The following is a 25,783-nucleotide window of genomic DNA, read 5'->3' as shown; positions in this document are numbered from 1 at the left end:
GAAAAGACGATGACCAAAGACTTGGGTTCGATGGCCCTGATCGGTGTGAAAGGCCTCGATGACGTGCTGGCCGGCGGATTGTCCCGCCGCCACGTGTTTCTGCTGGAGGGGTCGCCCGGCACCGGCAAGACGACGATCTCCCTGCAATTTCTGCTGGAAGGTGCTGCGAACGGCGAACGGTGCCTGTACATCACCCTGTCCGAAACGGAAGACGAACTGCGCAACAGCGCCGCGTCGCACGGCATGGTGATCGGCGACGACATCACCATCTTCGAACTGGTGCCGCCGGAAAGCCTGCTGGATTCCGAGCAGCAGCAGAGCCTGCTCTATTCGTCCGACCTCGAACTGGGCGAAACCACCAAGCTGATCTTCGAGGCGTTCGAGCGCGTCCGCCCCAGCCGCGTCGTCATCGACAGCCTGTCGGAAATCCGCCTTCTGGCGCAGAGTTCGCTGCGGTACCGGCGCCAGATCCTGGCGATGAAGCACTATTTCTCGAAATCCGGCGCGACCGTCCTCCTTCTCGACGACCTCACGGCCGACGTTCTCGACAAGACCGTCCACAGCGTCGTGCACGGCGTCATCCATCTCGAGGAACTGGCGCCGAACTACGGTGCCGAGCGCCGTCGCATGCGCGTCATCAAATATCGCGGCAAGGCTTATCGCGGCGGGTATCATGATTACATCATCGAGACCGGCGGCGTGGTGGTCTTCCCGCGTCTGCGCGCCACCGAGCATCGTACGGATTTCGATCGGGCGGTGCTGAGCAGCGGCATCCCCGCGCTCGACGGTCTTCTGGGCGGCGGCATCTCGCGCGGATCGAGCACGCTCCTCATCGGCCCCGCCGGCACCGGCAAGAGCCTGTTCGGGCTCCAGTTCGTCGCCGCGGCCGTCAAGCGCGGCGAAACCGCGGCCATCTTCGTCTTCGACGAGGAACTGGGCCTTCTCTTCGCCCGCACCAAGAGCATGGGCATGGACCTCGAGGCCATGCGCGATGCGGGACGACTGTATATCGAGCAGCTGGATGCGGCCGAACTCTCCCCCGGCGAGTTCGCCCAGCGCGTCCGCGAGAGCGTGACCCGCTCCAATGCGAAGACGGTTCTGATCGACAGTGTCAACGGCTATCAGGCCGCGATGCCCGAGGAAAACGCACTGATCCTCCACATCCACGAGCTGCTGCAATACCTCAACCGGCAGGGGGCCAATACCTTCCTGACCGTTGCCCAGCACGGCCTTGTGGGCGACATGAAATCGCCGGTCGACGTTACCTATCTCGCCGACACGGTCATTCTGCTGCGCTATTTCGAAGCCATGGGCACCGTGCGGCGGGCCGTCTCCGTCATCAAGAAGCGGACGGGGCGGCATGAGGATACGATTCGCGAATACCGCATCGGCTCCGACGGCCTCAACCTCGGCGAGCCGCTTGCCGGCTTCCAGGGCGTGCTTCGCGGCGTACCGGTGCTCACCTCCAGCGCCCAGACGCTGATGCCGCTTGCCGATGGGAGTGGCGACAATTTCTGATCGCGTTGCGACCGTTCTCGTTCTCGCCCCGGCCGGGCGCGATGCCCAGATTGCCGCCGCCCTGCTTGTCGAAGCCGGGATGGCATCCGTGTCGGCGGAAACCATGGTCCAGTTCGTCGAGAAGCTCGGCGAGGAGGTGGCATTCGGCGTCATCACCGAAGAGGCGCTTCGCTCCGCCGATCTGAAGGCCCTCTCCGGCTGGATCTCCACGCAGCCGAGCTGGTCGGACCTGCCCTTCATCGTGCTGACGCAGCGCGGCGGCGGGCCCGAACGCAACCCCGCGGCCGCGCGTCTCTCGGAAGTGCTCGGAAACGTCAGCTTCATCGAGCGGCCCTTCCATGCCACGACCTTCGTCAGCGTCGCGCGCACGGCCATGCGCGGCAGACGACGCCAGTTCGAGGCCCGGCTGCGCATGCAGGCGCTGGACGATGGCGAACGGCGGCTGGCGACGGCGCTCGAAGCCGGACGGCTGGGCGCCTGGGAACTCGACCTCGAGACGAAGACGCTGACCACCTCGGTCATGTGCCGCTCCATCTTCGGCCGCGGCGCGTCGGAAACGCTGAGCTATGAGGAGCTGATCGCGAGTATTCACCCCGAAGATCGGGCGCGGATGCTGGACGCCGTCGGCAAGACCATCGAGACGGGGCAGGACTATTCGATCGAATACAAGGTCGTCTGGCCGGATGGAACGCTGCACTGGGCCGAGATCCGCGCGCAGGTCTATCGGGACCGGACCGGACGCCCGGTGAAGCTGGTCGGCGTCTCCGCCGACATCACCGAGCGCCGCCGGGTGGAGGATCAGCAGCGGCAGATCAACGAGACGCTGGAAGAGCGCGTGACGAAGCGCACGGCCGAGCTGGAGGAGGCCCACGCCGTCGTCATGAGCGAGGTCGCCCAGCGCGAAAAGGCCGAGGAACAGCTGCGCCAGGCCCTGAAAATGGAGGCCATCGGGCAGCTCACCGGCGGTGTGGCGCACGATTTCAACAACCTCCTGATGGCCGTGCTCGGCAATCTGGAACTGCTGCGCAAGCATGTCGACGGCGATGCCAAGGCGGTCCGGCTGATCGACGGCGCCGTTCAGGGCGCGCGTCGCGGCGCCTCGCTGACCCAGCGGTTGCTCGCCTTTGCCCGCCGGCAGGATCTTCAGGTCGGTCCCGTCGATCTGCGCAAGCTGGTGAGCGAGATGGAGGACCTGCTGCGCCGCTCGGTCGGTTCCGCCATCACCCTGCAGAGCGAGATCGCCGACGACCTGCCGCCGGCAGAAGCCGACAGCAACCAGCTGGAACTGGCGCTGCTCAACCTCGTCGTCAACGCGCGCGACGCGATGCCCGACGGCGGAACGATCACCATTCGCCTCGACGTGGAAGACCGCCCCACAGCCACGGACGTGCTGTCCGCCGGTCGTTACCTCATGCTTTCGGTCACCGATACCGGCATCGGCATGGAGCCGGAAACGCTGCGGAAGGCCATCGATCCCTTCTTTTCGACCAAGGAGCTGGGCAAGGGGACCGGTCTCGGACTGTCGATGATCCACGGGCTCGCCATTCAGCTGAAGGGCGCATTGCAGCTGTCGAGCCGCCCGGGACACGGCACCACAGCGGTGCTGCGCCTGCCCGTCGCGCGCGCGAGCGATATCGCCGAAAAGGCGCCCCCGCCGGAGGTTCCGACCATCGAAAAATCGGAAAGATCCGAAGCCCTTCGCATTCTCATGGTCGATGACGACGCCCTGATCGCGATGAGCACCGTGGATATGCTGGAGGATCTCGGTCACAGCGTCGTGGAGGCCAATTCCGGACGGCAAGCCCTGGGCGTGCTGGAAGGTGGCGATGCCTTCGATCTCATGATCACAGACTTTTCCATGCCCGGCATGAACGGAGCGGAACTCGCCCGGCAGGCGCTTGCCCTGCGGCCCGATCTCAGGATCCTGATCGCAACCGGCTATGCCGAGCTGCCGGCCGGCACCGAGTTGAACATTCCAAGGCTCGGCAAACCCTATTCGCAGGACCAATTGGCAACCGAGATCGCCAAGATCGTCTGCCAGCCCTGAACCCGGCCCCTCATCAGCGCTTGATCCGGAGGATCGTCTCGATCTCGACCGTCATGCCGTTGGGGAGGGACCCCATGCCGATGGCGGAGCGCGCATGGCGGCCGTCTTCGCCCATGACCTCGATCAGGAGGTCCGAGAAACCATTGATGACGAACGGGTGCTCGGTGAAGTCCGGCACGGCATTGACCATGCCGAACACCTTGACGACATCGACGGCATCGAGATCGCCCACCGCATGCTGCACGGTCGACAAGACCTGCAGCGCAACGATGCGGGCATGAGCGCGCGCCTCCTCGATCGAGACATCCCGGCCGACCTTGCCCGTATGCCATCCCCCCTCCGCACGCGCCGCGCCCTGCCCTGCCAGATAGAGCATGTCACCGGCTCTCTTAGCCGGCACATAGTTGCCGCCGGGTGCCAGTGGCACCGGCAGGACCAGACCCAGTTCCTCGAGCCGCCGATAGACGCTCATCGCTTCCCCTCCCCTCTCCTAAACGCTGCTGAGAAGCAGGCTTGTCTCGCTGTTGGCGACGCCCTCGATCGTCCGCACCTCGCGCAGCACACGGTCGAAATCGGACAATGTCGCCGAGCGCATGTTGGCGACGAGGTCCCAATTGCCGTTGGTCGTATGGAGCGCATAGATCTCGGGAATGCCGCGCAGGCGGCGAATGACCTGCGTCGTCGATTTCCCCACGACCTCGATCATCATGACCGCGTGAATGGTCTGCGCATCGAAATCCTCGCGCACCCGCACCGTAAAGCCGAGCAGCGTTCCCGTTTCCAGAAGGCGATCGAGACGATTCTGCACGGTGCCGCGGGCCACGCCCAGCGCGTCCGAAAGCTTCGACAGCGACGCTCGGCCATCGACCCGGAGATGGGCGATGATGCGCCTGTCGAGGTCATCGGGGACATAGGTCGCGGATGTGGCATTTCGGGTATATTTCACAGCGCAGCATTCCGTTTGTCCCATCGTCTGACGGATTTAACACTGCTTCTTGCAGTTTGTCATCTCGGTGGCGGAACGGGACATGCCAATGCCGCCGAACCTGACGTTCGGCGGCATGCTGTCGCGGACGTGTCTGCGATCCGCTACTCCGCCGGCACCAGATGCGTCTCGTGCGCGTCCGCGGAGATCTTCAGCGGCCGGTTTCCGGCCAGCTTGCGCACCAGCACGTAGAAGACCGGCGTCATGAAGATGCCGAAGAAGGTCACCCCGATCATGCCGGAGAAGACGGCGATTCCCATGGCGGCGCGCATCTCGGCCCCTGCCCCGGTCGAGATGACCAACGGCACGACGCCCATGATGAAGGCCATCGAGGTCATCAGGATCGGGCGCAGACGCAGCCGGCTCGCCTCGACGGCCGCCTGAACCGGCGTGCGCCCGTCGAACTCAAGCTCGCGGGCGAACTCCACGATCAGGATCGCGTTCTTCGCCGACAACCCGACAAGGACTACGAGGCCGATCTGGGTAAAGATGTTGTTGTCGCCCCCCGTCAGCCAGACCCCGGTCAGGGCCGCGAGCACGCCCATCGGCACGATCATGATGATGGCGATCGGCAGCGTCAGGCTCTCATACTGTGCCGCAAGCACGAGATAGACGAGCAGCAAGGCGAGCGGAAAGACGAGGAAGCCGGAGCTTCCCGCCAGGATCTGCTGATAGGTCAGATCCGTCCATTCGAAGTCGATGCCCGACGGCAGGGTCTCCCGGGCGATCTGCTCGATGGCGGCCTGGGCCTGGCCGGACGAGAAGCCCGGTGCCGGTGCGCCGTTCACATCGGCCGCAAGGAAGCCGTTGTAGCGTGTCGTGCGCTCGGGCCCTGTGGTCGCATCCACCTTCAGGAGCGCCGAGAGCGGGATCATCTGACCCGTCTGCGAGCGAACCTTCAGCTGTCCGATATCCTCGGGCTTTGCCCGATACTTCGCATCCGCCTGCACCCGGACACTGTAGGTGCGGCCGAAGGCATTGAAATCGTTGACATAGAGCGAGCCGAGATAGATCTGCAACGCATCGAAGACATCGGTGACGGACACGCCGAGCTGTTCGGCCTTGGTCCGGTCGAGGTCGGCGAAGAGCTGCGGCACGTTGATCTGGAAGCTCGAGAAGATGCCCGCGAGTTCCGGCGTCTGGTAGGCCTTGGCGATGAACGCCTTCGTCGCTTCATCCAGGGCCTGATAGCCGAAACCGGCCCGATCCTCGATCTGCAGCTTGAAGCCGCCCGTGGACCCGAGACCGTTGACCGGCGGCGGCGGGAACATGGCGATGAAGGCATCCTGAATGCCGGCATATTTCTGGTTCAGCTGCATGGCGATGGCGCCGCCCGACAGCTCGGGCGTCGTGCGCTTCTCGAAATCGTCGAGGATGGCGAAGACGATGCCGGCGTTCGAGCCGATCGTGAAACCGTTGATCGACAGGCCGGGGAAGGCGATCGCGTTCTTCACGCCCGGCTGCTGCAGGGCGATATCGCTCATCCGTTTGATGACGCTTTCCGTCCGATCGAGCGTCGCACCGTCCGGAAGCTGTGCAAAACCAATGAGATACTGCTTGTCCTGCGCTGGCACGAAGCCGCCCGGTACCGCATTGAACATGCCGTAGGTGGCGCCAGCGAGCGCGAGATAGACCACCATCACCACGCTCTTGCGCGACAGGAGCCCGCCAATGCTGCGACCGTAGCCGTTGGACGCGGCTCCGAAGGCGCGGTTGAACCCACGGAAGAACCAGCCCAAGGCCTTATCCATGACGATCGTCAGCCTGTCCTTCTTGGCGTGGTGGCCCTTGAGCAGAAGGGCTGCCAGCGCCGGCGACAGCGTCAGCGAATTGATCGCGGAAATGACGGTGGAAATCGCGATGGTCAGGGCAAACTGCCGATAGAACTGCCCGGAAAGCCCGGTGATGAACGCCAGCGGCACGAACACGGCGACGAGAACCAGCGCGATCGCGATGATCGGCCCGGAGACCTCCTGCATCGCGCGATAGGTCGCCTCGCGGGGCGCAAGCCCGTTCTCGATGTTGCGCTCCACATTCTCCACCACCACGATCGCGTCGTCCACGACGATACCGATCGCAAGGACGAGACCGAACAGCGTCAGCGCGTTCACCGAGAAGCCGAAGACATACATGACGGCGAAGGTGCCGATGATCGAGACGGGAACCGCGATCAGGGGAATGATCGACGCCCGCCAGGTTTGCAGGAACACGATGACCACGATCACGACCAGCGCGATCGCTTCCAGCAGCGTATCGATGACCTTCTCGATGGAGGCCCGAACGAATTCGGTGGTGTCGTAGACGATCTCGAAGGTGACACCTTCCGGCATGGCTTTCGACAGTTCCGCCATGGTGGCGCGCACATCGTCGGAGATCGCGATGGCATTGGAGCCCGGCGCCTGGAAGACGGGCACGGCCACGGCCGGCTCGCCATCGAGAAGGGAGCGCAGCGTGTAGTCGGCGGCCCCCATTTCGATGCTCGCGACGTCGCGTAGCCGGGTTATCTCGCCGTTCGCACCGCTCTTCACGATGATATTGCCGAACTCTTCCGGCGTCTGCAGGCGGCCTTGCGCGTTGACCGAGAGTTGCAGATCGACGCCGGGCAGTGTCGGCGACGCGCCGATGATGCCGGCGGCAGCCTGGACGTTTTGCTGGCGAATGGCCGTGGTGATATCGCTCGCGGCGAGCGCATATTCCGCAGCTTTCTGGGGGTCGATCCAGACGCGCATGGAATAATCCCCGGCGCCGAAGACCTGCACCTGGCCGACACCTTCGATGCGCGCCAGCCGGTCCTTGATGTTCAGAACGGCATAGTTGCGCAGATAGGTCAGATCGTAACGCCCGCCGGCAGAAACGAGGTTGACGACCATCATCAGGTCGGGGGAGCTTTTGACTGTGGTCACCCCGAGCGCCCGCACCTCCGCCGGCAGACGCGGCTCGGCTTGCGATACGCGGTTCTGGACGAGCTGCTGGGCCTTGTCGGGGTCCGTTCCCAGCTTGAACGTCACCGTCAGCGTCAGCACGCCATCGGCCGTCGCCTGGCTCGACATATAGAGCATGTCCTCGACGCCGTTGATGGACTCCTCGAGCGGTGTTGCCACCGTTTCCGCGATGACCTTCGGGTTGGCGCCCGGGTAGGTGCCGCGCACGACGATGGATGGCGGCACGACATCGGGATATTCGGAAATCGGCAAAGCGCGCATGCCGATCAGGCCGGCAACGACGATTAGGACCGACAGGACGCCGGCAAAGACCGGCCTGTCGATGAAGAATCGGGAAATATTCATGTCATAACCCCTCTCCGGGAATGATCAGAAGACGAAAGGCCACGGCGCGCGGCGGTTCGACCGCGCGTTCCGGCATATGGATGGATGCGAGTGCGGCGCAGGTCCCGGGTCGGACCGACGCTGTGATGGTCTTTGCGCGGAAGAGAGGTGCCTCGGTCTCGTGAGGCACCCACTGATCGTGGCTATTCCGGTCCGACGCCTACTGTTGCGCGACCTTGGCTTCCGTCTGCGGATCGACCAGCGCGCCGGGACGAATGCGCTGCAAGCCGTTGACGACGATGCGATCGCCGGCGTTCAGACCCTTTTCGACGATCCGCAGGCCATCGACGGCGCTGCCGAGCTGGATCTGCCGATAGGCGACCGTGTTCTGGGGATCGACGACGAAGACGAATTTCTTGTCCTGATCGGTCCCGACGGCCTTTTCGCTGATCATCAGGTGGTTTTCGGCCGTCGGGTCGCCCATGCGAATGCGCACGAACTGGCCCGGAAGCAGATGCCCGCCCGGATTGTCGAAGACGGCGCGAACCCGCACCGTGCCGCTCTGCCCGTTGACCTCGTTATCGATCAACTGCAGCTTTCCGCGAATGGCCGCCCCCTCCCCTGCCCCGGTCGCGAGTTCCACCGGCACGAGAGCCAGATCCGGCGCGTCCGTTCCGCTTCCGCCGAGCTGCGCGAGTGTCCGGCCGATGAGATCCTCGTTGACGTCGAAGCTGGCATAGATCGGATCGACCGACACCAGGGTCGTCAACACAGGCGAGCCGGACCCTGCGGCGACGAGATTGCCCTCGGTGATCTCACGGCGACCGACCCGGCCCGAAATGGGTGCGCGAACCTCGGTGTAGCCGAGGTCCAGCCCCGCGACACGCAGGGCAGCTCTGGCGGATTGCACGGCGGCGACAGCTTCCGCCTTGGCGCTGCGCCGCTGGGCAAGGTCGCTGTCGGAAAGGACGTTCTTGGAGGTGAGCCGCTCGCCGCGTTCAAGCTCGGTGCAGGCATAATCCAGGCGCGCCTCGGCGGATGCGACCTGCCCTTCCGCCTGGGCCACGGCCGCCTTGAAAGGCTCGGGATCGATCGTGACGAGAAGATCGCCCGCCTTGACCAGCGCACCCTCGCGAAATTCGATCGACTGGATCGCGCCGGCGACCCGCGGACGGATCTGCACCCGGCCGACCGCCTCCAGGCGACCGGAAAACGCCTGCCAGGTCGCAACGTTTCGTGTTTCCACGGCCGCGACGGTCACGGGAATAGCCTGTGGCGCGGCCGCCGCGGCCGGTTCGGCCGCCACTGCCCCTTCCGTTCTCTCGAAGTAGAACGCTGCCCCCGCAACGGACGCAGCAATGCTCAGGCCGGCGCCCATCAGGGCCCAGCGGTTGGTCTTTGCTGTCATGGTCAACTCCTTGGCTCTCAGCGAGCCGATGTTTAAGCTCTTGCCCGATCTCCCGATCGGAGTTCATCGACAAAGGCCGAGAATCCGGCGCCGATCGCCTCGATCCACGGACCCATGTGGTCCCTGTAGATGCCCGTCCATCCGAAGCTCGCGGGCAGGATCTGTTCCCGGACACGAACGCCGGCCTCCCGGAGGCGCACGGCATAGGACTGTGCTTCGTCCCGCAGAGGATCGTCGTCCGACGTCACCAGAAGCGCCGGCGCAACCCCGGTCAGGCGCGAGCATTCGCAGGGCGCCGCATAGGGATGCTGTCCGCCGCAAACCGCCCGCATATAGTGCCGCCAACCGTCGGCCCAGCGCTCGCGCAGACGGATGTCGGCCTCGCGCATCGAGATCGAGGACATGCGCGGGTCGATCAGCGGTGACAGAAGCATCTGCCCGGACAAACGACCGGGAAACCGGTCGCGTGCCTTGAGAGCGACGCCGGCTGCGATATTGCCGCCAGCCTCGTTGCCGACCACGAAAATCGGGGATTTCGCCGTTCCGCCCAGGTGCTTGCGCTGCTCGTCGACAAAACGAAGCGCGCAAGAGGCATGGTCGAGAACCTGAGGGAAGCAGAAATCCGAGAGTGCGCCGTAGTCCGCTTCCACCACCACGGCACCGGCATCCGCGATTGCCCTTGGAATAGGGCGATCAGCCTCCGGACGCGCGGCACCGAGAAAAGCACCGCCATGAAGATAGAGAACGAGCGGGACGGGCCGTTGCGCCGTCTTGCCTTTGTAGACGCGGACAGCCAAAGTCCGGGCGGGCTCTGCCGAGATATCGATTGTCTGCCAAACCGCATTCATGTCGATCGTTCCGTGTGTCGAGCGCCTTGCTCATCGTTGCTGTTATCTAGTATTATTCCTGCCAGCTTCACAAGCGCGCGGTATTCGGGATCAATGTTCCGAAAATTCGAACAATCGGCGCTAAGCGTAGGGATAGGCCGGATGGATCAGCTTTCCGCCATGCGTGTTTTCGTCCGTGTCGTGGAAACCGGCAATTTCACCCGCGCTGCCGCGACATTGGGAATGCCCAAGACAACGGTGACCAACCTCGTGCAAAGCCTTGAGGCGCGCCTGAAGACGACGCTTTTGAACCGTACGACGCGGCGGGTGATCGTGACGACCGACGGCGCTCTTTACTACGAGCGTGCGATCCAGATCCTGTCCGAGTTGGATGAACTCGACAACAGCCTGAGCAATTCCCAATCCCAACCGAGCGGACGACTGCGGGTCGAAATGGCTGGCGCTTTTGCCGATCTTATCGTCATCCCTGCCCTGTGCGACTTCTACCAGCGTTATCCGCAGATCAAACTCGATATCGGTGTTGGAGACAGGCTTGTCGATTACGTCGCGGAGAATGTCGATTGCGCCCTTCGCGGCGGTACGCCGACCGACCAGACGCTCATTGCACGCAAGGTCGGCGAGATGTCTATGAAAGCGTGTGCCGCCCCGTTTTACATCGAGAAGTACGGTGTGCCGGGCGAGCCCGAGGATCTTGCGCGCGATCATGTCGCCGTGGGCTATCTGATGGCGCAATCCGGCCGCGTTCTCGACCTGGCGTTCACACATGGCGCCCGAAGAGCCGAGGTCATTCCGAACTACATTCTTTCCGTCAATGATGCCCGCTCTTATGTGAACGCTGCAATCGGCGGTCTCGGCATCGCGGTCGCACCCGGTTTCATGATCAATGGCGCTCTCGAACGTGGTGCCCTCATCGAGGTCCTGCCCGGCTGGACGGTCGAACCGGTTCCGCTCTACATCGTCTATCCGCAGCGCCGGCACTTGAGCAACAAGGTCCGCGTCTTTGTCGATTGGCTCGCCAAGCTCATGCAAACCTTGCCAGCTGACAGGGTTTGAGGTCCATCGCCGGGTATGAGGCTCGAAACGCCGCCATCGCATATCAATGCCGCACTCGGGTGGTTTCGGTCTCACCCCGCGTCTTCATCAGCCCCATCAACATTTGAGCCGCCGAAAACGAGCCGGCCTGAGATTGCCGGGTGAGGTGCCTCAGATAGCCTCCTGGTGATTGGATATGCTCACTACGCTCGAGAATGCAGCTGACGGCAACGGCGGTGGGAATGATGCCCATGGTCGCGCAGGCCGCTTGATAGGCCGATGGGCTGATGCCGAACATCCGACCGACGACATTCGCCGCCGCCGCTAAATCCCGCCAATCGCGAATGGCTTGAGCTGGCGCATAGTCCGCGATCGCCGGGCAGACGGTCAGAACGAGGGAGAGCGTTACAGCTGGTTCCCGTGTCGAGACCGCTGCACTCTCCTCCCCACGATGATCCGCGATGTTCGATGTGGGTTCCGGTTCAGAATCAAAGGAAGAATGGGATTCTGATTTCTGTATGTGCCGCTCATTCTGGGAGGGATTGGCGCTCGGATTTTGTGAATCTCTCCAATTTTCCAGCATGTTGATGATGAGACCGCGAAGCGCGCGAAGGTCGTGCAGGGCCGCCGTCACGATCGCGATATCGGGGTTGCGCGGAATGCCGTCGATGATGTCGCGAAAGGTCGCGTAATGGTCCCGCCACGCGCCCGGAGCCTTTTCGGTCTCGGCCATCGCGATAAACTTGGCGATATCCCGGCGGCAGATGGTGAGGCTTTCGCGCACATTTTGCAGATGGATGCGCTCGGCGATGACATCGCGGGCCATCGCTTCGATTTCGCACGAACGCGCGAGCAGTGGTGCAAGCGAGAAACCGAAGGCTTCACGAACCGCGCCATCACCGTGACGACGGCTGTAACGCTTGCCGTTGGCGCTGTCCTTGCGGGCAATCAGCCCCGCATTCACGAGCAGCGCGAGGTGTCGGCGAATGGTCTGCTCGGCCATGCCATTCGCGCGGAGGGAAAGCTGCTGGTTGGACGGAAATACGACGAGGCCGGTCTCGGAGGAGAGTTCCGTCTTCGGGTAGAAAGAGAGAAGGGCGTTGAGCAACGCCAATGTGCGGTCCGAAATGCCAAGGCGCCCCCGCGCTTCGCACAGTGCGCGGTAGAGCTTCCATTTATCGATCGACTGCGTTGCGTCGACGTCGCGTGCCTTGCTCTGTCCCGTGAGCATGGCAGGCGTCATCGGCCGCCGCCCAAAGGGCGTCGTCACAAAATCCGTGTCCATTTTCGTTGCCTCCAAGCGTAGGGCAAACGATTCCGGTCACCAAAGCGGCGTTCTCACGTTGACAAGTGATTCGAAGGGAGCTATTCGTTTCTCTGCTACAAGACAACAAAGGCTCTCAGGTGGTCCGCCGCTTGGGGGCCTTTCGTTTAACCGATACAGCATCCTTTCCTGTTCATCGTTTCATGGGCCCCTAAAACGGGGAAACCCTGTCATTTGACAGGGTTTTTAGTCGTCCGCGTCATCCCGGCGCTCGAATTTCTCCACCAATCGCGGCATTTCAGCCTGCAGAAAAGCGGAAAAGGCAGCGCCTTTCGGTCCGACATGGACAATGCGTAATTCTTTCGACGATACCTTCACCCGGGCGATATCCTGCCCGTCCGGGTCCCGGAGAGCCAGAATATCAGCCTCGGTATCGTCCGGGCGTGATTTCGGGGCCTTCAGCGCGGCGAGAGCCAGCCGAAAACGATCGTCCGAGCCCGCCGCAGATTTGCCGTCGCCCTGAAGTGTCTTGCTCAGGATTGCCGACGCATCGTGCGCGGCCGAGAAGAGCTTTGCAAAATCGCCCCAACGCGGACGGCCGACCTTCGGGGCCCGCCCGATCGCTTCGATGACATCCAGCGGCACGGCCCGATAGACACCCCGCATGCGGGCAAGCTCCGCGTCGTCGATGGCGAGCGCCGCCTTGATGTCGCGCGGCTTGATCTGCGCCTCGTCCATCCGGGCAGCAAAGAGCGCGCGTTCGATCCAGGTGAGGTCCTGACGCGCTGCATTCTCGATGCCTTGCGAGACGACGAGGTCCCGATCCGACATTTCCACCACCAGCGCGCGCACCGGCAGACCGAGTTCCTTAGCCGCCTTAAGACGACGGTGCCCGTAGATCACCTGATACCGGCCGATATGGTCCGGATGCGGCCGGACCTGTATCGGAATCTTTTGGCCTTCGGCCTCGAAGGTCGCTTTGAAAGCCGCAAAATCGGCATCATTGTCGTCGGCTAGGCGATCGGGAAAGGGAGAGGGGTCGATGAGGGCCGCTTCGAGTTCCAGGCTCGCGCCGGAGCCCGACTCGACAAGCGCCTTCAGGCGGTCACGCTCGTCCCGCAGCTCGCCGATCGAGCGCTGCGCCGCCCCGATGACGCCGGCGCCGACGCGCGGCAGGGCAGGCGTCGCCGGCGGTGGTGCGCCGGTCGCTTGCTCGATCGGTCGCGGATCGGCATCGACGGCCGCGGAGAGAAGACCGAAATTGGCGATGATGGATTTTTTCGTCTTGCTCATGTCCTGCCCCAACTGTCGCGGACGAGCTCCAGAATGCTCTCGTTGACGGCATCCATCGCCTCGCGCGCGCGTCGATGCGTGTCGCGCCCCACCTGCCCGATTTCAAGCTCGTAGAGACTGCGTTTCGCAAGCCCGGCCGCTTCCACCGCCGTGCTTTCCACGGCGGTCGCAAGCAGAACGTCCGATCCGAAAAGATGCCGGAGCATCGCGACGACCTGTGATTGCGGCTGGTCGTTCGGGTCGTGCCGCGTGATCAGGTAGCGGAAGAAATCTTGGTTCAGCTCGGCACCGTTTTCGTTGAGAACCTGGATCAAATCGCCCATCATCAGGAGAAACTGGCTCATGGACGCGACATCCAGCATGGCCGGATGCACCGTCACGATCATGCCTGTCGCGGCATAGATGGCGCCGAGCGTGAGAAAGCCGAGCGACGGCGGCGTATCGAGGACGACGACGTCGTAATCGGCCTCGACTTCAAGAAGCGCCATTTTCAGCCGCTCGAAGAAGATCCCGCCCGTACCGCCACCGCGCTGCGCCAGCACGCGGGGCGTATCGTGCTCGTATTCCATGACCTCGAGATTGCCCGGAATGAGGTCGATCCCGTCGAAATAGGTTTTGCGGATGATGTCGCGGATCGGCCGGCGCTGCTCGTCGTAGCGCAGCGCCGCATAGATCGTTTCGTTCGGACCGACATCCACTTCGGGCTGCGCGCCGAACATGGCGGACAGCGACGCCTGGGGGTCGAGATCGATCGCCAGAACGCGGTAGCCGTGCAGCGCCAGAAAATGGGCGAGATGCACGCTGGTCGTCGTCTTGGCGCTTCCGCCCTTGAAGTTCGAGATCGCGAGGACCTGCAGATGCTCTCTCCCGCGCCGATGCGGCAGGAAGCGCTGTGCCTCTGCGGGCTTTTGCTCCGCGAAGAAATTGCGCAACTCGTTGATCTGGTTCAAGGTATAGGCGCGATGGTTGTTTTCGAGACGGCTCGGCACCGGACCGCGGCCTTCGATCGACAGCAGCTTCAGCGTCGAATCGGGAATGGATGTGAGCTTGGAGACCTCGTTGGTCAGAAAGAAACGCAGGTTCTTCTCGGCCTTCGGCGGATACATGCGTGCGCGCAACTGCTGCAGCTGGTTGGACAGCATTCCGGCGTGCCGCATGATCTTCGCGGCGGCATCTTCTTGCCCGGCGGTGTCCCGCCGCAGGTCATCTCTTAGCGCCATTTATCCCTCTTGTCGGCCAGCATGCGTTTTAGCGGCCATTCATCGCTAAGCTACGCCACGATTCTCGCGCGGCGTCCAGCAAAATAGCGAGATCGCCTCCACGCCGGCTAAGGAAAACCTCCGATGCCATCGGCGATAGTCTATCGTTAACAACGCGTTAACGTGAAACGCGGTGAAATGCGCCTCTGCCCTCGTTCCGCCTTGATCATGCCGCGAAGGAAGGCCGCGGACGGCGCGGTTTCGGGGTGTGCCCGGTCGTCGTGAGAATCGCGCCCGGTCGCTGCCCGATTCTGAGCGGTGAGAATCCAGGCGTCCCCCATATCCATTTCATGGTAGCTAACATAAAACGACGCTGTCGACCTGAACGCCTTTCTCGCCGAGCTTCCTATGCAATGGACATGATATCGATGAGCCACGCGACCGTCTCTCCCGCCGTCCTCCAGATGAACCGCGAACTCGCCGCTGCCGACCCGGCCCTCGTCGGCAATGCCGATCTCCTCGCGGCCGTGTTCTCCGGCTCCGGAGACTGCATCAAGATCCTCGATCTCGACGGGCATCTCCAGTTCATGAGCGATGGCGGCAAGCGGGTCATGGAGGTGGACGACTTCAGCCGCGTCCAAGGCTGCCCCTGGCCGGATTTCTGGCAAGGGGAGGGGAACGAGGTTGCCAAAGCCGCGATCCTTTCGGCAAAGGCGGGCATTGCCGCACGGTTTTCCGGCTCCGCGGTCACTTTGAAGGGCAATCCGCGATACTGGGATGTGCAGGTCCTCCCCGTTCCCGGCCCCGACGGCAAGCCGACGCATCTCCTGTCGATCTCCAGGGATATCACGGAGTCGAAGCTTGCCCGGGAAGAGGCGAAACAGCTGGCGATCGACCTTCGGAATGCGGCCCTGCGGGAGGCCGACACCATGCGCCGCCTGTTCGAGAGCGCACCGAGCTTTCTCTGCACGCTGGAGGGGCCGCATCACGTCGTCACGATCGCCAACACCGCCTTCTCGCACCTCATCGGCCCGCGCGCGATGGTCGGTCGTCCGTTTCGGTCCGTTCTCCCGGAGCTCGAGCGCCAGCAGGTCCTCACGCTTCTCGATCGCGTCTACGCCACGGGCGAGGCGCTGACGGGTCGCGGCGCGTTGATCCGGCTGACGCGCGTCGAGGGGGAAGGGGAGGAGGATGTCTTTCTCAACTTCGTCATCCAGCCTGTTCGCGACCGTCAAGGCCGGGTGACCGGCCTCTTCATCGAAGGGCATGACGTGACCGACCTGAAGCGCGCCGAAATCGCGCTGCGCCGCAGGGAATTGCAGCTGCAGCTGGCGCTCGACTCGGCTGAAATGGGCGTCTGGGAGGCCGTTCTGGTGCATGGACGCGTCGTCTCGACGTCGGAGGATGCGCGGACGTCGTTCCTGCTCGGCCGCCCGGCCGATCAGCAGCCCTCCTTCGAAACCTTCGTCAGCCGCGTGCATCCGGATGATCGACCCGCGATCGGCCGCGCCGTCGAGCAGGCCATGGATCCGCTCGGCGAAGGACATCTCGATGTCGAATATCGGGTTCTGTCCGGCGAGAACAGGCCGGAGCGCTGGATTCATGCGAGAGCCCGCGTCGTGGAAGGTGCGGATGACACGCGTCTCGTCGGCACCGTCCGCGATATCACAGCCATCAAGGATGCCGAGAGCCAGTATGCCCTGTTGAATGGCGAGCTGCAGCACCGGATCAAGAACACGCTCGCCATGGTCAGTGCCATCGCCTCCCAGACGCTGAAGGGCGAAGCGATCGTGAAGCAGCGCGACATCTTCAATGCCCGCCTCCACACACTGGCGCATGCGCACGATCTTCTGATGGGGGAGGCGCAGGAGAAGGGCAGCATTCGCGAGGTCATCGAAACGGCCCTCGCACCGCATCGCGCCGGTGCAGCGCAGTTCGATATTTCCGGTCCCGACCTCCCGCTCTCGCCGAAACAGACGCTGTCGCTCGCCCTTGCCATGCATGAGCTTGCCACCAATGCCGCGAAATACGGTGCGCTCTCGTCTCCGAGCGGGAAGATCGCGATCCGCTGGGATCAGAACGCCAATGGTTCTGCGGCGCAGGCCTTCGCGCTGCGGTGGGAGGAGAAGAACGGTCCGCCCGTCGTCGAGCCGACCCGGTCGGGGTTCGGCTCCCGGCTGATCACGCGCGTTCTGGCGGCCGATTTCAGGGGGCAGGTGAAGCTCGACTATGTCCCGGGTGGACTCGTTTGCACGCTCGTGTCGCGCTTTCCGGTCGAGGTCGGCGGGTAGCGGACGCGGAAAAGCCGCCAGACAGTCGTCTGGCGGCCTCCATGTCTGGATATCGTTAGCCGGATTTAGACGGTGCGGACGTCGTCCAGATCGCGCTTGGTGCCGGCAACGCCGCCGAACCAGGCCGCAATCGCGCCGAGAACGAGAGCGATGAAGCCGAGGATCGCGCCGGTGGAGACGGCAGCGGTTGCGGTCTGTGCGGCTTCGATGGTCTTCTGCTTGGCAGCTTCCATATTCTGGCGATAGGTCTGCTCGTACTGCTGAACCTGCGTGCGAGCCTGATCGACCGGAATGTTCTGGGCGCGGGCCAGAGCTTCGGCGGCACGGGTGCGGGCTTCTTCGGCGCTGGCTTCGTCACCGGTCACGACGGCCTGGATAGCGGAGACGGCGGCGTTCTGCAGGGCCTGCGGGTCATTGCCCGTGGTGTTGCGGATCTGCTGCTCGATGCCGGCCATCGGGTTGGTGACGTCGGCAAGAGCCGGCGCTGCCGTGGTGGCCGCCGTGGCGGCCGTGCGGCCGACACCACCGACAACGCTCGAGATGCCGCTGAAGGCACCGCCGACGATCGCGCCGACCGAGGTGGTCAGGAGATAGAGAACGACGAGGGCGGTCACGGCCCAGGCGGTCACGCCATGATAGCCACCGGTGGACTTGCTCGCGCGGCCCGAGAGACGGCTTGCGACATAGCCGCCGACAAAGGAGGCGATGATGCCGGAGACCACGAACCAGGCGCCACCGGCGATCGAGAACGTGCTGGCCTCGGGATTATCGTATTGTGCCGGATCGATCACGGCAGCGCCGATGCCGACGCCGAGGAGATTGAGGAGAAACTGGACGGCGAGAGCGAGCGCAACGCCGGCGAAGATGGAACCCCAGGATACTTTGTGCAATGACGCAGTGACTGAAGGCACGCCACCGTAGACGGTTTCGGTCGGACGATAGGAAGAAGCTGGGATTGTCATGATGATCGGGTCCTTTAGATCATATCGCATACGTGCGAGCGGTCTGAGAACGCAAGATTTCGCAACAAGTTCCAGACATTAGAAAAACATGAAGCTATGTTGCGTTTTTGACCGTGCCGGAGACGCAGGTCGGCGCGATCGACACCATCCAGCGACCCGGAGTGACGGTATGCGCACTTTTCGATCCGGCAGGCTTTTTCTGTCCGCACTGTGCCTGATCGCGGCGTCTGCCGCGCATGCCGAGGACATCGATCACGGCCGCCGGATCTTCCAGACCTGTGCCTCCTGTCACGTGCCGGATGCCGAGACGAACAAGTATGGCCCGTACCTGAAGGGCGTCTTCGGGCGAAAGGCGGGCACGGTGCCGGAGTTCCGGTATTCGCAGGCGATGACGGAGGCCGGTGGCGCAGGTCTCGTCTGGGACGACGAGACGCTGGCCGCCTTTCTCTATAGCCCGAAGAAGAAGGTGCCGGGCACGACCATGCGCTTCTGGGGCCTGTGGAGCGAGGCGGAGATCCGCGACGTCATCGCCTATCTGAAGACCTTTCCCTGACGAACGCGGCCGCTCCAGGCCGCCGCGTTTGCTTCGTCACTCCGCCGCAAGGGCGGGCATGTCCTTGTGATCGTCCGGGCTTTCTTCGGCCGTGTCGTCGGGGGCCGGCCTGGCCTGCTTCGGATCGCGGCCGAAGAACAGGGCATAGGCGGCCGGCAGCACGAAGATGGTCAGAACCGTCGCGACGAGGATCCCGCCCATCATGGCGTAAGCGAGGGGGCCCCAGAACACACCGCGCGAGATCGGGATCAGCGCGAGAACCGCCGTCAGCGCCGTCAGCATGATCGGCCGGAAACGCAGCACGGCACCGCCGATGATCGCATCCGTCCGGTTCACGCCCGCCGCGATGTCCTGATCGATCTGGTCGATCAGGATGATCGAGTTTCGGATGATGATACCGAGCAGCGCGATGACGCCGAGAATGGCGACGAAGCCGAAGGGCGCGCCGCTGATCAGCAGCGCCGCGCTGGCGCCGATGATGCCGAGCGGGCCCGTTGCGAGCACCAGCATGGCCTTGCCGAAGTGCTGCAGCTGGATCATCAGCAGGATGACGATGATCATCAGCATGATCGGCGCCTTGGCCGCGATCGAGGCCTGGCTTTCCGCCGCATCCTCGGCACCGCCCTGGATCTCCACCTTGTAGCCGGGCGCAAGGCCGTCGCGCAGATCCTGCATGCCGGCATACATCTGCATCACCGCATCGTTCGGCTGCACGCCGTCGGGCAGGGTGCCGCGCACGGTGATGGTGGGCAGCCGGTCGCGCCGCCAGACGACGCCCTGTTCAAGCACCGGCACGACCTTGGCGATCTGCGAGAGCGGGATGAAGCCGCCGAAATCGGTCGGGATATAGACGGAGTTCACGGCCGACAGCAGTTTCCGGTTCTCGTCCGGTTCGCGCGCGACGATGGAAATGGTTTCCTCGCCGTCGCGGAAATCGCCGAGCGGTGCGCCATTCGTGGTCGTCTGCAACATCTGGCGGATGCGCTGGGAGGTGACGCCAAGGGCGCGGGCGCGATCCTGATCGACGATCAGGCGCATGGCGGGCACGGGCTCCAGCCAGTCGTCATGCACGGCACCCAGCATCGGATTGTTCTGGAACCGCGCCTTCACCTCGTCCGCGATGCGGCGCACCTCGGCCCGGTCCGAGCCGCTGACGCGCATCTGAACGGGCCATCCGGTCGGTGGGCCGAGGAACAGACGGTCGACCTTGGAGCGGATTGCGGGGAAGTCGCTGGCCAGAATGTCGCGCAGCTTCAGGATCAGGCGTTCGCGCGCCGGCTCGTCCTTGGCCATGACGAGGAGCTGGGCGAAGTTCGGATTGCGCAGCTGCTGGTCGAGCGGCAGGAAGAAGCGTGGCGCACCTTCCCCGATATAGCTTGCCACGAACCGCTTGTCCGGATCGTCCATGATGCGGGCTTCCAGCGCTTTTGTCTGGGCCTCGACATCCTTGATGCTCGTGCCTTCCGGCAGCCAGAGATCGACCATGATTTCCGGGCGGGAGGATTGCGGAAAGAAGTTCTGCGGGATGAACTGGAACGCCCACAGGCTTGTCACGAAGGTGCCGAGCGTGAGCGCGATGACGATCAGGCGATGGCGGACGCTCCAGCCGACGGTGGCGCGCAGGCGCCGGTAGAACCGCGTATCGAAGACGTCGTGATGCCCGCCGGCGTGGCTTCGCTGCTTGAGGATCATGTAGCCGAGCCAGGGCGTGAAATAGACCGCCACGAACCAGGACACCACCAGCGCGATGCCGACGACATAGAAGAGCGAACGGACGTATTCGCCGGCCGTCGAGGCGGCAAACCCGACAGGAATGAAGCCTGCCGTGGTGATCAGCGTGCCCGTCAGCATGGGAAAGGCGGTCGAGGAATAGGCGAAGCTTGCCGCCTCGATCTTGACGAGCCCCTCGTCCAGCTTGCGTTCCATCAGCTCGACGACGATCATGGCGTCGTCCACCAGCAGCCCGAGGGCAATGATGAGGGCGCCCAGCGAGATGCGCTGCAGATCGATGCCGATCTCGTACATGATGGCAAAGGTGGCGGCGAGGACAAGCGGAATGGCGATGGCGATGACCAGGCCCGAGCGCCAGCCGATGGAGAGGAACGACACCACGAGGACGATGATCAGGGCTTCCGCCAGCGCCTTCATGAACTCTCCGACGGCCTCGTTCACGACCTCCGGCTGGTTGGAAATCTGCTCGATCTCGACGCCGTAGGGCAGCGACGACTCGAAGCGCGCATAGGTCGCCTCCACGGCCTTGCCGACGTCGATGACGTTGAAGCCCTTGGCCATGACCACGCCCAGCTGAACGCTGTCCTGCCCGTTGACGCGGTACTTGCGGGCGAAGGGGTCCTCCAGACCCGACGTCACCGTGGCGATATCGCCCAGACGCGTGACCTGATCGCCGGACCGCAGGCGCAGGTTCTGGATATCCTCAACCTTGCGAACGTCGCCCTCGACGGAAATGCGCACGGAGCGGTCGCCGGTATCGACGTTTCCGGCCGGATCGATCGCGTTTTGTCCCGCCAGCGTATCCCGCAGGTCGTTCAGCGTCAGCCCGCGTTCGGCCAGCGCCTTGGACGAGACGTCGATGAAGATCTTTTCCGGCTGGTCGCCGATGATGACGGCCTTCTCGACGCCCGGCGTGGAGAGAAGCATGTCGCGCGCCTTGATGGCGTAGCTCTTCAGCTCGGGAAAGCTGTAGCCATTGCCCATCAGGGCATGAAGCGTGATGAAGGTGTCGCCGAACTCGTCGTTGAAGAAGGGGCCGACGATGCCGGACGGCAGTTCGGAGCGGATGTCGCCGACCTTCTTGCGCACCTGATAGAACGCGTCGGCAACCTGCTGGGCATTCGTGTCACCCTTCACCTGCAGCGTGATGATGGTGCTGCCCGCACGGCTGTAGGAGCGCACGAAGTCGAGATGCGGGGTTTCCTGCAGCTTGCGCTCGATCTTGTTGACCACCTGGTCCTGCATGTCCTCGATCGAAGCGCCGGGCCACAGGGCCTGGATGACCATGACGCGGAAGGTGAAATCCGGGTCTTCCTTCTGGCCCATGTTCATCAGGCCGAACACGCCGGAGAGGATGATCAGCCCGAACAGGAAGCGGGCGATGCTCGGATGGCCGATGGCCCAGCGCGAGAGATTGAACCGTTGGCGACCGGTCGCACCGGACGAAAGCGGGTCGTCGGAAACGCTCGGGGAGCCGTTCTTCGGGCCGGAGAAGGGACCTTTGGACATCATGACGTCGTTCCGTTGTCGGTTGCCAGCGCGCAGGGGGAGGCGAGGCCAGGCGTTTCGGCTGGGTGTGTGAGGCTCGATGCGGTCGTGCGAAGGCGATTAGCGGGTGGCCGATGCCTCGGCACGGGCCTGATGGGGGAATGCGTCGTCGGGCAGTTTCACCTTCAGATCCTCGCGCATGAACTGCGTGCCGGCCGTCACCACGATATCGCCCGGTTTCAGCCCATCGGCGATGCGGACGGAAACGCCACTGTAATCGGCGACCGAGACCGGTCGTGCATGCACCGTTTCCTTCTGCGCATCCACCATCCAGACGAGCGTCCGCTCGCCGTCCTTGGCGAGCGTGCTCAACGGAACGGAGACGAGGGCAGGGCCGTTTTCCTGTGTCGCCGTTACGGATGCGGTCATGCCGAGGCGGACGCGCTCGTTTTCCGGCAGGCTGACGCGGACCGCGAAGGTGCGCGAACGGGCATCGGCGCTGCCGGCGACCTCGCGGACCTTGCCCGGCAGCGTCAGGCCGGCGCTTGACCACAGGGTGACGTCGACCGTCTTGCCCGGCGTGAAGGCGAAGATGTCCGTCTCGGGCACGCCGACCAGAACCTCCTTCTCGCCATCGGCCGCAACGGTCAGGACCGGCGTTCCCGCCGCAACCACCTGTCCGACCTCGGCGCTGACCGCCGTGACGATGCCGTCGCGGTCGGCCGGCAGGGCGCCGTAGGACACCTGATTTTGCGCCTGCTCAAGCGCCGAGCGCGCGGAATCGCGGGTGGAAACCGCCTGATTGTAGCTCAGCTGCGCCTGTTCCAGCTGCGACTTGGGCGCGACCTGCGCTGCAAACAGGTCCTCTGCGCGCTTGCGCGAGAGCTGCGCGGTCTCGACTTGCCGTTCGGCGGCCGAGAGATTGGCTTCGGCCGCGCGCACGGAGAGGGCGTAATCCGTCGTGTCGAGGCGGGCGAGGATCTCGCCCTTCCGGACGTGGTCGCCGATATCCACGAGGCGCTCCGTCACCTTGCCGGCCACGCGGAAGCCCAGGGCGGTTTCGGTGCGGGCGCGGACCGAGCCGGAATAGTCCAGCGTCCGGCTGGTCTGGTTCTGTGCGACCGTCATCACCCGCACCGGCCGCACGACCTCCGGCTTCACCTCCGCCTTCTCCTCGGAACATCCCGCAAGAAGCAGACCCGTCGCTGCGAACAGAGCGATCAAGGCCGCGGGGCGGGCTGCGGGGGCGAATGGTTTCGACATGGCCGTAATCCTGTTGCGTGTGGCGCGCGCGGTCGGGTGTTCCGCGGCGGCGTGGTCCTGAGTAGTGCTCATGCTTTCAGCGCCTGGATGGCGAAATCGACCAGATCTTCCGGCTGGGCGCGATTTTCCTTGGCGGCGCATTGCGCGACCATCTGCGGATGACAGAGCGTCACGGTGGCGGCGCTGAAGCACTTCGCGGCGACGAGCGGGTCCTGATTGCGGAATTCGCCGGCTGCGATGCCTTCGGCGATGATCTGCGTGATCAGATCGTTGACGCGGTCGATGTGGCGTTCGATGACATGCCAGTCCCGCTCGATGGCCACGACGACCATTTCATGGACCTTCTCCTCGTCCAGCATCGTGTCCACCGTGAGGCCAAACTGTTCGAGCGTGTAGCGGCGCAGCCGCTCGCCGGCGCTCAGCGGCAGGGCGGCGATGCGCTGGGCCAGATCGTAGCTGGCCCCCAGCATGCGACTGCAGAGCGCCTGATGGATTTCCACTTTCGACGCGAAGAAGCGATAGATATTGGCCGTGGACATGCCGAGCTCGCGGGCGATGTCGGCGACGTTGGTTTTGCCATAGCCGTAATGCCGGAATAGCTTCTCGGCGGCATCGAGAATGCGCATGACGGTCTCCTGCCGCGCGCTGTCGATCTCGATCGTTTCCGTGCTCATGTTGGTGAAACCTTACGACTGACGAATTTTGTATTTCGTCAGTCGTAAGACATAATTCCGCAACCGTCAAGCCTCAGCGCGATCGCGCGCCGGGCACCGCGGGCGGTTCCGTCAACAATGGAGGCGTCGATGTTGCCCGTCGATGAACCGTGACGGCGTGGAGGTACGGCGAAGGCGCGCGTGTCTCACCGCCGTCCGAAGGCCATCAACGGGCGTGGTCAGTCGATCGAGCCGATGGCGGTGCCGGCGTTCAGATACGTACCCTGTTCGACGGTGATCCGCAGACGGCCCGCGCGATGGGCGGTGACCTGGGTTTCCATCTTCATGGCCTCGAGAACGGCGATCAACTCGCCCTCCTCGACTTGCGCGCCGTCGGCGGCCTTCCACACCTGCAAGGTTCCGGAGATCGGGGCGGCGACGGTTGCGAGGTCGGTTTCGGCCGGTGCCGTCGCCGGGCTGCCTCCGGTCGCGCCGATGCCCGGGCCGAAGCTTGCCAGCAGCGTCATGGGCAGGCCGACGGCGTGAAGGCGGCCGTCGATCTCGATCTGCGTGCGGACCAGCCCCGCCGGTACAGGCGGGAGAGGGCGGGGGGCGGCGGGAAGGGCGGCGAAATCCGTTTCGATCCAGCGGGTATGCACCTTGAAACCGTCGTCGCCCCGGAAGTCGGCGGTATCGATGGCGGCGCGATGGAAGGGGAGGACGGTCGCGATGCCTTCGATGCGGAACTCCGCCAGTGCCCGCCGGGCGCGCGCCAGCGCCTGCTCGCGCGTGGCGCCGGTCACGATCAGCTTCGACGTCAGGGAATCGAAGGTGCCGGGCACGGTCGAGCCCGTGACGACGCCGCTGTCGAGACGGATGCCGGGGCCGGAGGGCGCGTCGAACAGGGTGATGACGCCCGGGGTCGGCAGAAAGCCGCGGCCGGGGTCTTCCGCGTTGATGCGGAACTCGATCGAATGGCCCCGCGGCTCCGGCGTTTCGGTAAATGCAAGGGGCAGGCCGTCGGCGATCCGCAGCTGTTCGACGACGAGGTCGATGCCGGTCGTCTCCTCCGTCACCGGATGCTCGACCTGCAGGCGCGTGTTGACCTCCAGAAACGAGATCGTGCCATCGACACCCAGCAGGAACTCGACGGTGCCCGCACCGGTATAGCCGGCAGCCTTGCAGATCTTGGCCGCAGACTGGTGGATCTCGGCGCGCTGCGCCTCGCTGAGGAAGGGGGCCGGGGCCTCTTCGACCAGTTTCTGGTTGCGGCGCTGAAGCGAGCAGTCGCGGGTGCCGAGCACGACGACATGGCCGTGGCGGTCGGCGAGCACCTGCGCCTCGATGTGGCGCGGCCGGTCGAGGAAGCGCTCCAGAAAACATTCGCCGCGTCCGAAGGCGGCGGTCGCTTCGCGCACGGCGGAGTCGTAGAGATCGGCGATCTCCTCGCGTTTCCAGGCGACCTTGAGCCCGCGCCCGCCGCCGCCATGGGCTGCCTTGATCGCGACCGGAAGACCGTGCGCATCGGCAAAGGCGATGACCTCGGCCGCGGTTTCCACCGGGCCGTCGCTGCCGGCCACGAGCGGCGCGCCGACGCTGGTCGCAATGCGCCGCGCCTCGACCTTGTCGCCCAGCGCCTCGATGACCGCCGGATCGGGGCCGATCCAGATGAGGCCGGCCTGCTGAACGGCGCGCGCGAACTCGGCGCGTTCCGAGAGGAAGCCGTAGCCCGGATGCACGGCGTCCGCGCCCGAGCGCTCGGCGATCGCGATCAGCTTGTCGATGTCGAGATAGCTGTCGGCAGGGCGATCGCCGTCGAGGCCATAGGCCTCGTCTGCGAGACGCACATGCAGCGCATCGATATCGCAATCGGCATAGACGGCGACGGAGCCGACGCCGTAGTCGCGGCAGGCGCGGATGATCCGGACGGCGATTTCGCCACGGTTGGCGATCAGAACTTTTTTCATGACAATCCTCCCTCT

General features: G+C 64.2%; 18 protein-coding genes. 5 read left to right on the top strand and 13 right to left on the bottom strand.

Features of this window, described 5'->3' with window-relative positions; genetic code table 11:
• Window positions 1–9 precede the first annotated feature (9 nt).
• Complete coding sequence (locus tag LRX75_RS03500; protein ID WP_231811913.1) at window positions 10–1,518, top strand: ATPase domain-containing protein; 1,509 nt, start codon at window positions 10–12, stop codon at window positions 1,516–1,518.
• Complete coding sequence (locus LRX75_RS03495) at window positions 1,496–3,565, top strand: hybrid sensor histidine kinase/response regulator (protein ID WP_420851134.1); 2,070 nt, start codon at window positions 1,496–1,498, stop codon at window positions 3,563–3,565. Before LRX75_RS03500 ends, LRX75_RS03495 begins: the two co-directional genes overlap by 23 nt.
• Before the next feature lie 13 nt (window positions 3,566–3,578).
• On the opposite strand, the gene LRX75_RS03490 is transcribed toward LRX75_RS03495, so the two are convergent.
• From LRX75_RS03490 to LRX75_RS03470, 5 genes are all read right to left on the bottom strand, one after another.
• Entirely contained in the window at window positions 3,579–4,037 is a 459-nt protein-coding gene (locus LRX75_RS03490; protein WP_231811909.1) for a RidA family protein, read from the bottom strand.
• A gap of 18 nt (window positions 4,038–4,055) precedes the next feature.
• Window positions 4,056–4,511, bottom strand: coding sequence for an Lrp/AsnC family transcriptional regulator (locus tag LRX75_RS03485; RefSeq protein ID WP_231811907.1), 456 nt, complete (start codon window positions 4,509–4,511; stop codon window positions 4,056–4,058).
• Between the two features lie 143 nt (window positions 4,512–4,654).
• Window positions 4,655–7,837, bottom strand: coding sequence for an efflux RND transporter permease subunit (locus LRX75_RS03480; protein ID WP_231811905.1), 3,183 nt, complete (start codon window positions 7,835–7,837; stop codon window positions 4,655–4,657).
• 199 nt (window positions 7,838–8,036) lie between these two features.
• Window positions 8,037–9,224, bottom strand: coding sequence for an efflux RND transporter periplasmic adaptor subunit (locus tag LRX75_RS03475; RefSeq protein WP_231811903.1), 1,188 nt, complete (start codon window positions 9,222–9,224; stop codon window positions 8,037–8,039).
• A gap of 32 nt (window positions 9,225–9,256) precedes the next feature.
• A complete protein-coding gene (locus tag LRX75_RS03470) occupies window positions 9,257–10,072 on the bottom strand; it encodes an alpha/beta hydrolase fold domain-containing protein (RefSeq protein WP_231811901.1) in 816 nt (271 codons plus the stop codon).
• 141 nt (window positions 10,073–10,213) lie between these two features.
• Here LRX75_RS03470 and LRX75_RS03465 point away from each other — a divergent pair, with 141 nt between their 5' ends.
• On the top strand, window positions 10,214–11,125 hold the full coding sequence (locus tag LRX75_RS03465; protein WP_231811899.1) for a LysR family transcriptional regulator: 912 nt from the start codon (window positions 10,214–10,216) through the stop codon (window positions 11,123–11,125).
• Window positions 11,126–11,168: 43 nt separating this feature from the next.
• Here the strand turns inward: LRX75_RS03465 and repC are convergent, their stop codons facing one another.
• The 3 genes from repC to repA all read right to left on the bottom strand — a co-directional run bounded on the left by repC (window position 11,169) and on the right by repA (window position 14,881).
• Window positions 11,169–12,389 carry a plasmid replication protein RepC gene (gene repC, locus LRX75_RS03460; RefSeq protein WP_231811897.1) on the bottom strand — a complete coding sequence of 407 codons (1,221 nt, stop codon included), beginning with the start codon at window positions 12,387–12,389 and terminating at the stop codon, window positions 11,169–11,171.
• Window positions 12,390–12,614: 225 nt separating this feature from the next.
• Window positions 12,615–13,661 carry a plasmid partitioning protein RepB gene (repB, locus tag LRX75_RS03455; RefSeq protein WP_231811896.1) on the bottom strand — a complete coding sequence of 349 codons (1,047 nt, stop codon included), beginning with the start codon at window positions 13,659–13,661 and terminating at the stop codon, window positions 12,615–12,617.
• Window positions 13,658–14,881 carry a plasmid partitioning protein RepA gene (gene repA, locus LRX75_RS03450; protein ID WP_231811894.1) on the bottom strand — a complete coding sequence of 408 codons (1,224 nt, stop codon included), beginning with the start codon at window positions 14,879–14,881 and terminating at the stop codon, window positions 13,658–13,660. Before repA ends, repB begins: the two co-directional genes overlap by 4 nt.
• A 407-nt stretch (window positions 14,882–15,288) precedes the next feature.
• On the opposite strand from repA, the gene LRX75_RS03445 reads away from it, so the two are divergent.
• Complete coding sequence (locus tag LRX75_RS03445) at window positions 15,289–17,151, top strand: PAS domain-containing protein (protein WP_231811892.1); 1,863 nt, start codon at window positions 15,289–15,291, stop codon at window positions 17,149–17,151.
• A 65-nt stretch (window positions 17,152–17,216) separates the two neighbouring features.
• Here LRX75_RS03445 and LRX75_RS03440 read toward each other — a convergent pair whose 3' ends face one another.
• Window positions 17,217–18,113 (bottom strand): PspA/IM30 family protein, encoded by an 897-nt coding sequence (locus tag LRX75_RS03440; RefSeq protein ID WP_231811890.1) that lies wholly within the window; start codon window positions 18,111–18,113, stop codon window positions 17,217–17,219.
• A 169-nt stretch (window positions 18,114–18,282) separates the two neighbouring features.
• On the opposite strand from LRX75_RS03440, the gene LRX75_RS03435 reads away from it, so the two are divergent.
• Window positions 18,283–18,666 carry a c-type cytochrome gene (locus LRX75_RS03435; RefSeq protein WP_231811888.1) on the top strand — a complete coding sequence of 128 codons (384 nt, stop codon included), beginning with the start codon at window positions 18,283–18,285 and terminating at the stop codon, window positions 18,664–18,666.
• Window positions 18,667–18,702: 36 nt separating this feature from the next.
• On the opposite strand, the gene LRX75_RS03430 is transcribed toward LRX75_RS03435, so the two are convergent.
• The 4 genes from LRX75_RS03430 to LRX75_RS03415 form a co-directional block, all read right to left on the bottom strand.
• Window positions 18,703–21,906, bottom strand: a complete 3,204-nt coding sequence (locus LRX75_RS03430; protein WP_231811994.1) for an efflux RND transporter permease subunit — start codon at window positions 21,904–21,906, stop codon at window positions 18,703–18,705.
• Between the two features lie 99 nt (window positions 21,907–22,005).
• Window positions 22,006–23,148 carry an efflux RND transporter periplasmic adaptor subunit gene (locus tag LRX75_RS03425; protein WP_231811886.1) on the bottom strand — a complete coding sequence of 381 codons (1,143 nt, stop codon included), beginning with the start codon at window positions 23,146–23,148 and terminating at the stop codon, window positions 22,006–22,008.
• Window positions 23,149–23,216: 68 nt separating this feature from the next.
• Window positions 23,217–23,822, bottom strand: a complete 606-nt coding sequence (locus LRX75_RS03420) for a TetR/AcrR family transcriptional regulator (RefSeq protein ID WP_231811884.1) — start codon at window positions 23,820–23,822, stop codon at window positions 23,217–23,219.
• Between the two features lie 218 nt (window positions 23,823–24,040).
• A complete protein-coding gene (locus tag LRX75_RS03415; RefSeq protein WP_231811882.1) occupies window positions 24,041–25,768 on the bottom strand; it encodes an acetyl/propionyl/methylcrotonyl-CoA carboxylase subunit alpha in 1,728 nt (575 codons plus the stop codon).
• Between the last annotated feature and the right edge of the window lie 15 nt (window positions 25,769–25,783).

This window comes from Rhizobium quercicola, assembly GCF_021168455.1.
Taxonomy (GTDB): domain Bacteria; phylum Pseudomonadota; class Alphaproteobacteria; order Rhizobiales; family Rhizobiaceae; genus Ferranicluibacter; species Ferranicluibacter quercicola.
Note: the sequence above shows the minus strand (reverse complement) of the source record. Positions and strands in the feature narration are given on the sequence as shown.